Here is a 14,960-nt window from a genome sequence, read left to right as displayed (position 1 = left end):
TCCCGCGATGCCCATTCTTGATTCTCATACCATCGAATTTTTCAGCAGAAGCCCCGAGCAAACGCGACGCATTGGCATGCGGGTAGGCGGAAGCCTGAAGGCTGGCGATGTCATCTGTTTACAGGGAGACCTCGGCGCAGGGAAAACCACTTTTGTGCAGGGTCTTGCGCAGGGATGGGGTTCGCTCGATTCGGTTTCCAGCCCAACATTCATTCTTGTAAATTTATATCGCCGCGCGAACGGCGATCAATTGTTTCATCTGGATGCGTATCGGATCGAAACGGTGCCTGAGGGCGAAGAGCTTGATCTTGATTCGATGATGATGGACGGCGCGCTGGTGATCGAATGGCCTGATCGTCTGGGTGATCTGATTCCCAAAGAACGGCTGTGGATCAATCTCGATCACATGGCGGAGGAACATCGTCAGATGCGATTCAATGCGAACGGCAAACGATACGATGATCTGCTGGATGATATCCGTCAATCCATGTTTGGAGGGGCGTAATGTTAATTGCGATCGATACTTCCACTGCCCAGGTTGGGCTGGCTTTATATGATGGAAATCAGGTGCTCGGCGAGATGACGTGGACGACCCGTCAGCATCACACCACTGAATTGGCCCCGGCTCTTACTGGACTTTTGAATCGCTCCGGCGTTTCAATGGACATGGTCAGCGCTTTGGGGGTGGCGATCGGCCCGGGTTCATTTACAAGTTTGCGCGTGGGATTATCACTGGTGAAGGGCATTGCGCTTGCGCGTCATTTGCCGGTCATCGGCATTTCCACTTTGGATATCATCGCGGCAGCCCAGCCTGCGGGGAAGCACCCGTTGATAACGGTAATTCAGGCCGGGCGGAAGCGGATCGCTTTCAGCGTATACAAATGCGTGAAGAACGAGTGGCAGGTTCAAGGTCCGGTACGAAGCGCTACGGTCGATGAGTTGGTGGAAGAGATCGAGAGTCCAACTTATGTGGCGGGGGAGTTATCGCCTGAGGATCGCAGCCGTCTTTCTCGAAAGCGTGTGAATGTTTTGCTGGCATCGCCGGTGTATTGCGTGCGCCGCCCGTCCATTCTTGCGGATCTGGCCTGGGCGCGCTGGCAAAAAAATGAAGTGGACGATGCCGCCTCGCTTGCGCCGATCTACCTGCATGTGGAAGGGACGCAAATTGCATGACCTGTCTGTTCCGCAAAATGACGATGGACGATCTGGAACAGGTCGTAGCCATTGATCAGGTTTCGTTTGGTTTGCCCTGGCCCCCGCGTTCGTTTTATTTTGAATTGACAGATAACCCGCCCTCACGCTGTTGGGTGGCGGAGATGGATGGCCGTGTGGTTGCGATGCTGGTTGCATGGCTGATCGTGGATGAGATCCATATCGCTACCTTTGCAACACACCCCGATTATCGCAGGCAGGGGATCGGTGGAAAACTGCTTCACCATACGCTGCGAATGGCAAGAGAGGAAGGCGCGGTCACATCCTTTTTGGAAGTGCGCGCTGGCAATGAGGCTGCGTTGACGATGTATCGCAAATTTGGATATATGGAAAGCGGCTTGCGCAAGGGATATTATTCTGATAATCGTGAGGATGCGGTCTTGATGACTTTGGCATCCCCGGACTATGAAAGATTACTGCTCGATGGAGAAACGGATGAGCGCTGAAGAGACCCTTGCCCAACTTGCCGGGAAAATATCCGTTTGTACGAATTGCGTGCTGAATGAAACGCGCAAGAAATCTGTGCCTGGTGACGGCCCCGCAGATGCGGAGATCATGTTCATCGGCGAAGGACCGGGCTTTCACGAAAACGAGCAGGGACATCCCTTCGTGGGCGCGGCTGGGAAGTTTCTGGATCAGTTGCTGGCCCAGGCAGGCGTGACCCGCGATGAGGTATTCATTGGCAATGTGGTGAAGTGCCGCCCGCCCGGCAATCGCGATCCGCTGCCCGAGGAATTGGCTGCCTGTGATGAATATCTTGAAGCTCAAATTCAAACCATCAACCCGAGTATCATTGTGACGCTGGGACGCTTTTCAATGAACAAGTTCATCCCCGGCGCGAAGATCAGTACGATCCACGGGCAGATGCGCAAGGTGGGTGAGCGTTTTGTCATTCCCATGTTTCACCCGGCGGCGGCATTGCATCAGGCAGCGCTCAAGCCGTCCATTCTTGCAGATTTCGCCAACCTGCCCGATCAACTAAACGAAGCCCGCGCTGCGTTGGGCCGAAAGGCTGTTGTGAAGAAAAAGGAATCAATTGCGCCAAAGAATGAGAAACCAAAGCAGTTGAGTTTATTTTAGGTATCTTCGCTCTGAGTGGTGACGAAGACAGAGAGAGCAAAAATAAGAGTTTGTCCTTCGACTGCGTTCCTCGAAGTACGCTTGTCACTCCGCTCAGGACGATGGAAAATGTGAAAGGAAAAAATGTCTACCAAAGAAACACTCATCAAGAAATTGAAGGAAAAGAATGCAAAGATCGCCATCCTCGGCCTCGGTTATGTTGGCTTGCCGCTGGCTGTGGTATTTGGCGAAGCAGGTTTTCATGTCACCGGGGTGGACCCTGATGTGCGCAAGATCGAAGCGTTGAGCAAGGGCATCTCCTATATCCCCGATGTAAAAACGGAAACAGTGGCGAAGCTCGTGAAAGACGGCAAGTTCACCGCCACAGCAGATTTCTCCGTGTTGAAGGAAATGGATGCGGTCAGCATTTGTGTGCCGACTCCGCTGCGCCAGACCGGCGACCCTGATATGTCGTTCATCATCTCTGCGACCGAGGAATTGGCGAAGTATATGCACAAGGGCATGGTGGTTGTGCTGGAATCGACCACGTATCCGGGCACGACCCGTGAACTGCTTCTGCCAAAACTGGGAGTTGCTCACGACCTCAAGATCGGCGAGGATTGGTTCCTTGCGTTTTCTCCCGAGCGTGTGGACCCAGGCCGCGAAGACTTCACCACCATCAACACCCCCAAGGTGATGGGCGGAATCACCGAAGCCTGCGGCGAAGTGGCAACCGCCTGGTACGAAGGCGCGATCAAGATCGTGCATCAGGTTTCCACGGCAGAAGCCGCGGAAATGTCGAAGCTGCTCGAAAACACCTTCCGCATGATCAACATTGGGTTGGTCAATGAACTCGCCATCATGTGCGAGCGCCTCGGCGTGGACGTGTGGGAGGTTATCGATGCCGCCGCCACCAAGCCGTTTGGGTTTATGAAATTCACCCCGGGGCCTGGCCTCGGTGGTCACTGCATTCCGATCGATCCGCTGTATCTTTCGTGGAAGATGAAATCGTTCAACTACAATGCGCGTTTCATTGAATTGGCATCCGAGATCAACACCAACATGCCTCGTTATGTGGTGGCGCGCATCCTCGATGCGATGAATGACCGCGGCAGTATTTTGAAAGGCTCGAAAGTCCTCGTGCTGGGTGTGGCTTACAAGCCCGACATTGACGATGTGCGCGAATCGCCTGCGCTGGATGTGATCGGTCTTCTGCAAAAGAAAGGCGCGATCGTGGAATATCACGACCCATATATTCCGCATATCCACCACGAATACGACGGCTGGCATATGGACAGCATCAATGACATGATGAAGTCAGTAAGGGAAGCCGATGCGGTCGTGATCGTGACCAATCACAAGGAGTACGATTACAAAGCGATCGTCGACAGTGCGAAGTTCGTGTTCGACACGCGCAACGCCACCAGCAAGGTTGCAAAGAACAGCGAAAAAGTTGTACGACTTTAATGGAGGATGACCCATGGGACACTATCTTGTCACAGGTGCGGCAGGCTTTATCGGTTCGAGGACTTCGGAGATTCTGATCGGGCAGGGACATACCGTCGTTGGTATCGACAACATGAACGACGCGTACGATCCGCGTATGAAGGAATATCGCTTGAAAAAACTTCAAGCGATGAAGGGCTTTGAATTCGTCCGTGATGATATTTCAGACAAGGGGATTCTTAATCGGCAGGCGGCGCTCGTCAATCGTCAGTTCGATGGTGTGATCAATCTCGCGGCGCGGGCAGGGGTGCGCTTCAGTGTGGATAATCCCTGGGTATTCGTGGAATCCAATGTCTTGGGCACCTTGAACATGCTGGAGATCTGTCGACAGTATGGATGCAAGAAGTTCATCCTCGCTTCCACCTCCAGTATTTACGGCGAGAACCCGCCCTACCCGACTCCTGAAACCGCTTCGAGCAGTGAGCCTATGCAGCCGTATGCCGCCAGCAAAAAAGGCGCGGAGGCATTGGCACATTCCTATCATCACCTGTATGATATTGACGTGACCATCGTCCGCTATTTCACGGTCTATGGCCCTGCTGGCCGCCCCGATCTGGCCATGTTCCGCTTTGTGCAGTGGATATTGGAAGGTCAGCCCATCCGTATCAATGGCGATGGAAATCAATCGCGCGGATTCACTTACATCGACGACATCGCACGCGGAACCATCGCCGCCTTGAAGCCGCTCGGCTATGAAGTCATCAACCTCGGCGGACACGAGGTCATCACCATCAATCAACTTGTTGAAATGGTGGAAGACCTGACGGGCAAAAAGGCCGTCGTTCAGCACGGTCCGCCCAATTTGGCCGACATGCGCACCAATCAGGCCGATGTGAGCAAGGCAAAAGAATTGCTCAACTGGAATCCGCAGGTCACTCTGCGCGAAGGCATCGGTAACCTGATCAATTGGTACAACGCCGAACGCGAATGGGCGAAGGAAGTTTTGACGCCGTAAAGTTTTACCAGAAATGAATCCATCACTTGATCCACGGAGAGGGGTAGGATATCTCTGAAGATCCCAACGCTCTGGCAGGGAATTGATCCCGTCAGAGCGTTATAATTTCATCCATGCTTTCCAAATTCAAAAACGACCCTCTGATGAGCCGGGTGCTGCGTTCCAGCGCGCATCTTTTTACCAGCAACACCATCAGTCTCGGATTAAACGTGCTGATGACGGCGCTGGTCTTTCGTTTGCTGGGCGCGGCGGGCTCGGGGTTGATCGCGCTTGTGATGGGCTACGCCTCCACGATTAACAGTTTGCTTTCGTTTCGCATGAGCGAATTGGTCGTGCGTTACGGCGGTGAGCATCTCGAAAAGGGAGAAAAGGAAAAAGCATCTGCGCTCATCAAAGCCGCCGCATTGACCGAGGCGGCTGTTTCCGCGCTGGCTTTTCTGGTGGTGCTGATTTCTTCTGCCTGGGCTTCCCGCATTTTCACAGGCGAAACGAATTCGACCCTTTTGTTTATCGTCTTTGCCATCGGGCTGCTGGCAAATTTCAACACAGAAACTTCCACTGGCATTTTGCAGGTGACGGGGAAAATTCGATATCAAGGCACGATCAATTTAATTCAAAGTGTTCTTTCGCTGGGTATCGTTGCTGCAGCTTTCTTTTTGCCGAATCAAACCTGGGTCGTTTTGCTGGCCTATCTCACGGGCAAAATCATTTTGGGGTTGGGGTTGTTTTTCACCGCCCAAAATCAACTGGTGCAAAAACTCGGCGCGGGCTGGCACCGAGTCCCGCTTATGCCATTTTCTGAATCGCGTGCCCTGATTCGTTTCGCGGTCAGTTCCAATATCAGCGCGACCATCATCAAAGTGTTTCGCGAGAGCGAGCCGTTGTGGGTGGGTTATTTCCTTTCGACGGAAGCGGTCGGATATTACAAGGCGGCCTATTCACTGGTCAGTTTTCTTTCCGTGCCCGCCGACCCGTTGATCGCGGCCACGTATCCCGAGATCAACCGACTCATCGTGCAAAAGGCATGGGCATCGCTGCGGAGTTTCTTGCGCAAGGTCACGGCGCTGGCGTTTGCCGTCAATGCCGTTGCCGCGTTGGGGTTTATCTTCCTCGGTCAATTTGCGTTGATCCTTTTTACGGGCCATCGTGAATTCATCGCGGCGTATCCCACTCTGCTTGCGCTGTTTGTCGGCCTCGCTTTCAATTACACCCTCTTTTGGAATCGTCCGCTGTTGCTTTCGCTGGGCTTGCCCGATTTTCCGATTTGGGTCACACTTGTTGTCGGGTTGATCAAAGTGGCGCTGGCGTTTTGGCTGGTTCCGCAATATGGCATCCTCGCGGCGGGCGCGTTGCTTTCGTTTTATTACATCGCTTCGGTGGGTGTGATGGCGTTGCGCGGGGTGAGAGAAATAAAAATGAAAGATGAAAGATGAAAGAATGAAAATCGCGGTCATCACCAATTCTCGTATTCCATCTCTCACCGCCAATTCGATTCAGGCGATGAAGGTGACTCAGGCTTTAATGCAGTTGGATCACGACGTGAAGATGTTCGCCCCGAAAGAATCTGATCCTGCCTCAAAGCAGACTCTGCTCACACACTACGGTCTGCGCCTCGCCCCTGACCTGGAACTGCTTCCGTCCGAAAAGCATTTCAAACGCCTTGACTTTATCCTCCATGCCCAGCGGGCTGCGAAACGATTCAACGCCGATTTGATCTACACCTGGCTGCCGCAATCCGCCGTGCTGGGATTATGGTCGGGCTATCCCGTCGTCCTCGAAATGCACGCGGATGTGGCGGGACGCATGGGCGCGTGGTGGCTGCGTCAATTTTGGAAATCAAATGGCCGCAAACTGATGACGGTCACAACGTCGGCGCTGAGACATGCTTTAGAACGCTCGACCAAACTCCAGTTTAAGGATGAGTCGCTGCTGGTCGCGCCGAACGGCGTCGAGTTGGAACGATATGCCGAATTGCCGAGTCCGCTTGAAGCAAGACGTCAATTGAATCTGCCTGAAGGGTTGACGGTTGGATTCACGGGTCACATTTACCCCGGCCGCGGCGCGGACTTGTTGTTTGAGTTGGCGAAGCAAATGCCGCAGGTGAATTTTTTGTGGGTGGGCGGTACGCCCGAGTTGGTTGATTTTTGGCGCGGAAAACTGACCGAGGCGCGCATGACGAACGTGACGATGACGGGGTTTGTGAAGCACGAGGTCATCCCGCTCTATCAAGCCGCGTCGGATGTGCTGCTGATGCCGTATTCGCGTTCCATTTCCGCCAGCAGTGGACAGGACATTGCCGAGGTCATCAACCCGATGAAGATGTTCGAGTACATGGCTTCGGGGCGGGCCATCGTTTCAGCAGATTTGCCTTCGATTAGAGAGGTGTTGCATGAGGGGAATGCGGTGTTTTGTGAATCTGGGGAGGTTGGAAAGTGGAAAGTGGAAATTGAGTCTCTGCTCGCGGATGAGCCGCGCAGGAATGCGCTGGCGAATCAGGCGCGCAAGGATGTGGAGCAGTTGACGTGGGTGAAGCGGGAGGAGCGGGTGATGGGGAAGATGATAAAAACAGCAACTGCTTGAAGGCGGTTGCTGTTTTTGCTTTTATTCAAATTTTCAACCACTGCCAGCGCTTTTTGCCATAGATTGGTTTAAGTTAGTATTTGTTTTATCCACCCAAACCTGGCCACATCCTGATATTTTCTTTTTTCTTGAATCCAACCTTGACCCTGCAGAAATAGTTGGTTTTGACCAAGCCCCTAAAACACTTCTGGATAACCAATTTCTCGTTAGGTTTCGCCATCTTGATTAGGTCTTGCTATCCAGTGCCCATTCCAAGTGAAATTGGTATGGCGTACATTGGTTCAGTGCTGTTAAAAGAAAAAAACTTCCGTGCTTTTTACCTGAATGTCAAAGTTTTGTGGTTTTCGCCAAAGCAATTCCTCTTGGTATAAATGGGGGGGGGTTTGGGTGTAATCCCACCCGTTTTCAACAAGGAACCCATGTGACACTTGGCCCCAGGGTTGAAAGTGATAAACCCCTTGAAATTTCTCGAACAAAAGCCTGCCGTCGACAATTCTCTCCTTTATTCTAATTCATACCCGGGGGCAAGTTGTTCTTCAATGAAAGTCTTTTGTAGGGGTTGATGTTGGAACTTGTGCATCTTCACGATATAACTCCTCTGGAACAAACTCGTAGAACTCGATTTCAGAAGGATTTACCTGCGCTTCTGGAGGCAAAATGAATTCAGTAACTGTGATATTGACGGCGCAGGGTCTCCCCAAAGTCTGATTCCTCAGGACTTAGGGGGACAACCCCAGGGTCGAATTTTTTGGTTGTTAACTTGAAAAGGGCGTCCCAACCCCGTTACTGAAACCTTGCTTTTCCGGTCGCCCGGATTTTCCTGTACTTCATAGGTGATAAACGGTAGGTATAGAATAACCTTCTGGTGAATCTCCTCATGGTGTACAGGTCTCAGCACCCAGGGGTCCATTGGTTTTTATTTTTCATGGGCATCAATATTTGCAAACCAGAGACAGGCAGTTAATGCATTTGTTACATACCCCATTTCTGGCAAATAACCCGTTTCGAAAAAGTCACCATTATTTCCTGCAAAGTGGTTTGGTTTGTTATCTACAGGCTTCCAATCAATAGGAAAAGTGACTTTATACCACCCCGGTTGTTTGGGTGTGGGGTATTCGTGAACTTGCGGTAATAGTGTTGGCGTGGTGTGCTGTTTGAGTTTTGACAGCGTCTGTACCATGCCATGGCGGTCTCATGGCGATGGTGGGTTGGTCCTTGGTGGCCCAAAACAAGATGGGGTGAGTGTTGCCGCCAGAAAAACGATGATGAATATTTTGCTGATAGGTTTCAAAATTTTCCTTCCCTTTCTGCAGTTCTTTTCAGCTTTATTTTACCCCTCCTCACCACCGCCGATAAATTCATCGTCAACAGCACACCGGGCTTGGGTAATTCACTCACGCCGATGACCGTCCGCGCGGGGCGATGGTTTCCCATTTTGCTGATATAGGCACGGTTCATTTCTTCGAAGTCGCTCATGTTCTTGAGAAAGATGTTGATGTGTACCACGTGATCCAGATCCGAGCCGACGGATTCGAGCATCACCTTGAACGAGTCCAGGATCTGTGCGGTTTGCGAAAAGACATCGTCACCGGCGAGTTTGCCTGTGGCAGGGTTCACGCCTGCTGTGCCGCCGATGGTGATGAAGGTCCCGACTTTGGCGATGTGATTGTACGGTCCGATGGGTGTGGGGGTATTGGCTGGTGTGGAAGTTTCAACTTTGGGGGTCATGTTTGCTCCTTGTATTTTGATTGCATTTTACCCTGCTGTTTTTGAAAACCATCTTTGCCATTGAACCTCTGCGGCTATTTTTTTGGACCGACATCCCAAAACCGATAAAAAAGGGGAATATAATCGAAACAAGTTTTCAACACCGCTCAAGGAGGAGCCATGAAGAAACAGACAGTTCTGCCATTTCTCGTTGCCGTTCTTGTCCTCTCGTTAGCCTGCCAGACCTTGACCAACCCCGGCTCACAAGCCTCACCCACACCGCCCATTTTATTTTCCACCCCTGAAACACCTGCCCCGCAAACAGGCTCTGCGCAATTGGCCGGGCTCACCTACGCCACCTACGATGCGGGAACCGATTCCAATCAACTCTGGCAGATCGGCAGTGATGGCAAAGCCGTGGTCATTGCCGAAAACAGCTACGCCGACTTCTCCCCCGATGGCGCTCAGGCCGCCTATATCAATTTCGACAGTCAATGCTCGTGGCTTCTCGATTATGAAAAGAAGGAAGCAAAACCGCTTGATTGCACAGGCTCCAACAACCCCGATTTTTTCGAACTTGATGAAGTCGCCGGATGGGCAACGGGTCAGTCGGATACCCTGTTCATGCTCTTCAAAAAATCCTTCGGCATGGGCGGCGGAACGGGCTATTTCGGTACCCTATCCACCTCCACCGGCGAAAAAAAGATTTTCGATAATCAACACGCAGTATCAACCGTTTTGCCCTCACCCGATGGCAGGACCGTGCTTTTTTCAAACCTTGATTTTGCCGCACTCTACACCATCGGCGGCGAAACCCAGCCCATTGACCCCGGACAATACAAACTGGCCGAATTCAAACTTGCCTACCCCGCATGGTCACCCGATGGCAAAACAATCGCATGGGGCATGATGAACAAAGACGGCGACCTCAAATACGCCATTGGCATCATTGACCCGCAAACCAAAACCGCAAAGATTTTGCATCCCCACTCACCTTCGCTCTCCCCAGCCTATGCCGATGGCCCCATCGCCTTCACACCGCAAATGGCTTCCCCAAAACCAATCTGGAGTCCCGATGGTCAATGGCTTGTGCTTGAGGCCGAAATTTACAGCGAAAACCAAAACAACTCTCAAAAAGAATCATGGGTCATCCGCGCCGATGGCAGCACAGAAAACAAATTGGATGGGAAATTCCTCAACTGGAGTCCCGATGGCCAATGGGTTTTGTATTTCAAACCATTACCCAACACCCCCGCCAAAGCCGACCTGATGGCCGCCCGCCCCGATGGCACCAACCCAGCCCGCATCACCGAAGTCACCAATGACGAATTCCTGACACAAGCCGTTTGGTCACCCGATTCAAAACACCTGCTTTTGCGGGATGGAGAAACGGTCTCACTCACCGAGGCAGGCTCCTGGCAATTGAACAGCATCTCAGGGACAGAGATTCCGCCAGATGCAAGACTCGTCAAATGGCTGTCCAACTTCCCCATTCCCTACGCCCAGTTGACTATCCTCCCGCCGCCCACCCCCTCTGCCGCATCTGATTTCTCCTGTCCCACCGCCCCGCCCATCCGCCTGAGCGTGGGAGCCACAGGCCGCGTCACCTACACCGACGGTCAAACGATCCGCCTCAGGTCCGCGCCGGAAGCGGGAGATAACGTCATCGATCAATTGCCCGAAGGCACCGAATTCGAAGTCATTGACGGCCCCGTCTGCACTCCGCGTCTTGACCGCACCGACGCCTTTGTCTATTGGAAGGTCAAAGTCCCAACGCGTAACGGCATTTCAGGCTGGCTCGCCGAAGGCACCTTCAATGCCTACTTCATCGAGCCGTGGCCGTAGAGATTATCAAATGCATGACCTCGTATCCTCATAATACAATCGATCATTTACTGTTGGAGAATCCATGAAAACAAAGCGCCCATTGATCTTTATTTCAATAATTCTTGTGTTCGTACTCGCCTGTCAAACCCTGCTGACAGGCAGCGGCACGGATGTGCCCATTGCAACCCCGGATGTATTGTCAGCACCAACTGTGACCGCAGCCCCTACTGAAGGAATCGAAGATGCAGTGATTGAAGCCCCACCCGCAGACATGGTTCTCGTCCCGGAAGGTGAATTCATCATGGGCAGCAGCTTTGGTTACCCGGATGAAGGTCCGGAGCACAAGGTGTACCTCGATTCCTTTTCCATCGACAAATATGAAGTGACCAACGCGCAATATGGGATTTGTGTCGCTGCAGGTGTTTGTTTGCCGCCAACAGACCTTGGATTAAGAGACCGTGAAGTGTATTACGGCAACCCTGAATTCGATAATTATCCTGTTGTGAATGTCGAATGGGAAATGGCAAAGACCTACTGCGAATGGCGTGGGGCGCAATTGCCGACGGAAGCGCAATGGGAAAAGGCCGCCCGCGGCACGGATGCACGTCTCTATTCGTGGGGAAATGAGATCGATCAAACTTTTGCCAACTACAATGTAAACCTTGGCAACACCACACCAGTCGGCGCTTACGAAAGCGGTGTAAGCCCATACGGCGCCTATGATATGACCGGAAACGTCGAAGAATGGGTCGCGGATTGGTATGCTGCAGAGTATTATGCGAATTCACCTTCGTCCAATCCCCTGGGGCCAGAGACAAGCGATAGAAAAGTTTCCCGCGGAGGCTCATGGTCTTCAGATTATGATTTTTCGCGCACTACTTTCCGTTTCAAAGGGGATCCTACCTACGCCTCGGTAAGCCTCGGTTTCCGTTGTGCCAGTGGATCTGTTCCAGTAACAGATGATTCAGGCGCAAACCCAACCCTGCCCTCTTCTCAGCCTGATTGTTCCACCGATGTGATCATCACTGAAAAGGATACACCGAAGGGTATCTATCTTGAAGTTTGTGCCAACGGCAGCACATCCGAGATCGGACCGCTGGCGAAAGGCGCATTTGCCGTTGGCCCCAATAAAAAGTTCTTCGTCTATTGCGCGAACAATGGGCTTGTCTACGCTGTAAAAGTTGGTGACACAAGATTACAGCCCATCGGCGATGTGAAGGATTTCTCCGCGATCATTCGCGACGATGTGCCAGTGTTTGAGATCGAGTTTATGGGCGAGGGTCCTTACAAGGTGACCATTCGCGAGGTTAAGTACAAGCAGAATTCAACCTTTAGTATTCCCAGAAGCATCTCGGAACCGTAAACTTCCAAAGGGAAACCTATCAAGCCAGCCCGGTGATGAAAGTTCACCGGGCTGGCTTTTGATTCCACTTTGGTTTGCATCCCCATTCTGTGGTAAAAAATGGATATGCTTAGCACCTTCAAACGTGATTTCATTTGGCTGCTGCCGCTTTCGCTTGGCCTTGGGGCGGTTCTGTCTTTCATTCAACCGGGTAACTGGCTTTTCGGCTGGCTGGAATTTTCTTTCCTCTTTCTTCTTTGCTTCCTGCTTCTCACAATTTCAGCGCGGTGGGCAGGCGGTGCTTCGACTACGCCCAGCGTGAACAAGATCCTTGCATGGATGCTCGCCATCGCCTTCGCTTTGCGTTTCTTCGGCGGTGTGGCGACCTACCTTGCCCTGCCCGTGGATGGTTTTGCGGATGAAGACGATAAGGCGGGTTACGTCTATACCGATGCGCATCGCCGCGATTTGCAGGCCTGGGATTTTGCGCAGTCGGATCATCCCATTTCAGATGCGTTCAACAAGAAATTCGCCTACGACCAATACGGCGGTCTGCTGGCCATCAGTACCTTTGTATATCGTTACATCTCATCCGATGCGCATCGCCCGCTGATTCTGGTTCTGCTCGCCGCTTTTGCAGGGACGTTGTGCCTGTCCTTTTTATGGAAGGCTGTGACCTTGCAATGGGGAGAGAAGGTGGCCATTGCTGCAGGTTGGATTTTTGCGTTGTACCCTGAAAGCATTTTGCTCGGCGGGTCTTCGATGCGTGAGCCATATTTGATGTTGTTCAGTGCATTTACATTATGGGGATTTGTCCTTTGGCAAAAGACGCAGGATAAAAAACCTTTAATTTGGTTCGGGCTGGGCATCTTCGGTATGCTGCTGGTTTCACCCGTGGTGGCGTTGGTGACTTTGGTTCTTTTTGCAGGCTGGGTGTATTTCACACGGGAGCACAGTCAACTTTCGTGGTGGGGGGCGCTGGCGATTTCTGTCGTGTTCATTGCGGGGTTGTTCTGGCTGGCCTCCACTTTGGATAGGCAGGGAAACCTCGGGGGTGGGACTCCGCTGGCGGTGATCAACAATTTTCTGCGCGAAGCCATCAAAATGGATTTGCATCATTTGGAGCGCGGTTCGGGCTGGGTGCAAAAATTGTTCGATGAAATGCCGAAGTGGCTGCGCCTGCCTTTTGTGCTGGTCTATGGAATTTTCCAACCCGTTTTGCCCGCTGCCTTTGTAGAGCCGACCACAGTCACCTGGCGGATCATTGCGATCGCACGCGCTGTGGGCTGGTACGCGTTACTACCGGCGCTGATCCTCTCTTTTGGAGCGGCAGCAGGCCAACAGTCAGATGAGAAGCGCAAGCTCTTGATCTGGCTGAGTCTGGTGGCGTGGTTCTGGGTCCTGCTTACCTCTCTGCGCGGCGGTGCCGATCAATGGGACAATCCGCGTTATCGTACGATCATGTTCTTGTGGCAGGCCATTCTTGCGGGGCATGTCTGGGTTTGGTGGCGTGAGACTCGCAATGCGTGGTTCCTGCGCGTGGTCGCGATGGAAGTTGTTTTTCTGCTGGTCTTTGGCCAATGGTATGCAAATCGTTATTTTCACTTCGGCGGACAGCTTCAGTTCTCGCAAATGGTGGCGGTCATTCTCGGTGTTTGGGTTTTGATCCTGTTGGGGGGCTGGTGGCGGGACGGAAAAAAGAACAGTCCTTAGTGTATAATTCAGCGTCTGAATTTTGAAGAAGGAGTAATTATGCCCACTGCATTGATCACTGGCATTACGGGTCAGGATGGTTCCTACCTTGCTGAGTTCCTATTGAAGAAGGGATATCGTGTCATCGGCGTTGCGCGCCGTTCGAGCACGGTCACCTACGAACGCATCCAGCACATTCTGGATGATATTACCGTCGTACAGGGCGACTTGCACGATCAGGGGTCTCTGCTTTCTTTCCTTGAAGAATACCGCCCGACCGAAGTGTACAACCTTGCGGCGCAATCCTTTGTGCCGACCTCATGGAATCAACCCGCGCTGACAGGCGATGTGACCGCGTTGGGTGTGACCCGCCTGCTCGAAGCCATTCGTTTTGTCGATTCGAAGATCCGTTTCTATCAGGCTTCATCGAGCGAAATGTTCGGCAAGGTGATGGAAGTTCCCCAGAAGGAATCCACGCCGTTCTACCCCCGCAGCCCGTATGGTGTGGCGAAGATGTACGGACATTGGATCACGGTCAATTACCGCGAGTCGTTCAATATGTTTGCCACCTCAGGCATTCTGTTCAATCACGAAAGCCCGCGCCGCGGTTTGGAATTCGTAACCCGCAAGATCTCGGACGCCGTGGCCCGCATTAAATTGGGCATGTCGAAGGAACTGCGCCTGGGCAACCTCGAAGCTCAGCGTGACTGGGGCTTTGCAGGCGATTATGTGGAAGCCATGTGGTTGATGCTCCAGCAGGATCATCCCGATAGCTATGTCATCGGTACGGGTGAAACCCATTCCGTGCGCGAGTTTTGCGAAATTGCCTTCTCACGTGCCGGCCTGGATTACAAAGAGTTCGTGGTGCAGGATGAAAAATTCTATCGCCCCGCCGAAGTGGATCTGTTGATCTCAGACCCTTCCAGAGCGCGAACGGAATTGAAGTGGGAGCCTGCGGTCTCTTTCAATGACCTGGTCACCATGATGGTGGATTCGGATCTGGCGCGGCTGAAAAAGGGATAGACCCTTTCCATTGGTTCTATGAATAGTATTCCGCTCGGTCTCTTGCGTAGAATGCAA

The 14,960-nt window shown here is 52.3% G+C and carries 14 protein-coding genes; 12 read left to right on the top strand and 2 right to left on the bottom strand.

Annotation, left to right across the window (positions count from 1 at the left end):
• Window positions 1-7: 7 nt before the first annotated feature.
• From tsaE to IPI86_RS03050, 8 genes are all read left to right on the top strand, one after another.
• Complete coding sequence (tsaE, locus tag IPI86_RS03085; protein WP_345296520.1) at window positions 8-505, top strand: tRNA (adenosine(37)-N6)-threonylcarbamoyltransferase complex ATPase subunit type 1 TsaE; 498 nt, start codon at window positions 8-10, stop codon at window positions 503-505.
• Window positions 505-1,173, top strand: a complete 669-nt coding sequence (gene tsaB, locus IPI86_RS03080; RefSeq protein WP_345296519.1) for a tRNA (adenosine(37)-N6)-threonylcarbamoyltransferase complex dimerization subunit type 1 TsaB — start codon at window positions 505-507, stop codon at window positions 1,171-1,173. Before tsaE ends, tsaB begins: the two co-directional genes overlap by 1 nt.
• Window positions 1,170-1,658: a ribosomal protein S18-alanine N-acetyltransferase gene (gene rimI / locus IPI86_RS03075; RefSeq protein ID WP_345296518.1), complete on the top strand. Its 489-nt coding sequence runs from the start codon at window positions 1,170-1,172 to the stop codon at window positions 1,656-1,658. The genes tsaB and rimI overlap by 4 nt, the downstream gene beginning before the upstream one ends.
• Window positions 1,648-2,292, top strand: coding sequence for a uracil-DNA glycosylase (locus IPI86_RS03070; RefSeq protein ID WP_345296517.1), 645 nt, complete (start codon window positions 1,648-1,650; stop codon window positions 2,290-2,292). The genes rimI and IPI86_RS03070 overlap by 11 nt, the downstream gene beginning before the upstream one ends.
• Window positions 2,293-2,415: 123 nt before the next feature.
• Window positions 2,416-3,738 carry a nucleotide sugar dehydrogenase gene (locus tag IPI86_RS03065; RefSeq protein WP_345296516.1) on the top strand — a complete coding sequence of 441 codons (1,323 nt, stop codon included), beginning with the start codon at window positions 2,416-2,418 and terminating at the stop codon, window positions 3,736-3,738.
• Between the two features lie 13 nt (window positions 3,739-3,751).
• A complete protein-coding gene (locus tag IPI86_RS03060; protein WP_345296515.1) occupies window positions 3,752-4,732 on the top strand; it encodes a GDP-mannose 4,6-dehydratase in 981 nt (326 codons plus the stop codon).
• A gap of 113 nt (window positions 4,733-4,845) precedes the next feature.
• On the top strand, window positions 4,846-6,165 hold the full coding sequence (locus IPI86_RS03055; RefSeq protein ID WP_345296514.1) for an oligosaccharide flippase family protein: 1,320 nt from the start codon (window positions 4,846-4,848) through the stop codon (window positions 6,163-6,165).
• Between the two features lie 4 nt (window positions 6,166-6,169).
• Window positions 6,170-7,312 carry a glycosyltransferase gene (locus IPI86_RS03050; protein ID WP_345296513.1) on the top strand — a complete coding sequence of 381 codons (1,143 nt, stop codon included), beginning with the start codon at window positions 6,170-6,172 and terminating at the stop codon, window positions 7,310-7,312.
• Between the two features lie 916 nt (window positions 7,313-8,228).
• Here the strand turns inward: IPI86_RS03050 and IPI86_RS03045 are convergent.
• Window positions 8,229-8,492, bottom strand: a complete 264-nt coding sequence (locus IPI86_RS03045; RefSeq protein WP_345296512.1) for a hypothetical protein — start codon at window positions 8,490-8,492, stop codon at window positions 8,229-8,231.
• 107 nt (window positions 8,493-8,599) lie between these two features.
• Window positions 8,600-9,040, bottom strand: a complete 441-nt coding sequence (locus tag IPI86_RS03040) for a Rid family hydrolase (RefSeq protein ID WP_345296511.1) — start codon at window positions 9,038-9,040, stop codon at window positions 8,600-8,602.
• 159 nt (window positions 9,041-9,199) lie between these two features.
• Here IPI86_RS03040 and IPI86_RS03035 point away from each other — a divergent pair, with 159 nt between their 5' ends.
• The 4 genes from IPI86_RS03035 (at window position 9,200) to gmd (ending at window position 14,903) form a co-directional block, all read left to right on the top strand.
• Window positions 9,200-10,864, top strand: coding sequence for an SH3 domain-containing protein (locus IPI86_RS03035; protein WP_345296510.1), 1,665 nt, complete (start codon window positions 9,200-9,202; stop codon window positions 10,862-10,864).
• A 64-nt stretch (window positions 10,865-10,928) separates the two neighbouring features.
• Entirely contained in the window at window positions 10,929-12,209 is a 1,281-nt protein-coding gene (locus tag IPI86_RS03030; RefSeq protein ID WP_345296509.1) for a formylglycine-generating enzyme family protein, read from the top strand.
• A gap of 99 nt (window positions 12,210-12,308) precedes the next feature.
• Complete coding sequence (locus IPI86_RS03025) at window positions 12,309-13,901, top strand: hypothetical protein (RefSeq protein ID WP_345296508.1); 1,593 nt, start codon at window positions 12,309-12,311, stop codon at window positions 13,899-13,901.
• A 39-nt stretch (window positions 13,902-13,940) separates the two neighbouring features.
• On the top strand, window positions 13,941-14,903 hold the full coding sequence (gmd, locus tag IPI86_RS03020) for a GDP-mannose 4,6-dehydratase (protein ID WP_345296507.1): 963 nt from the start codon (window positions 13,941-13,943) through the stop codon (window positions 14,901-14,903).
• The last annotated feature ends 57 nt before the right edge of the window (window positions 14,904-14,960 follow it).

Source organism: Candidatus Villigracilis affinis, from assembly GCF_016705895.1.
Lineage (GTDB): Bacteria > Chloroflexota > Anaerolineae > Anaerolineales > Villigracilaceae > Villigracilis > Villigracilis affinis.
Note: the sequence above shows the minus strand (reverse complement) of the source record. Positions and strands in the feature narration are given on the sequence as shown.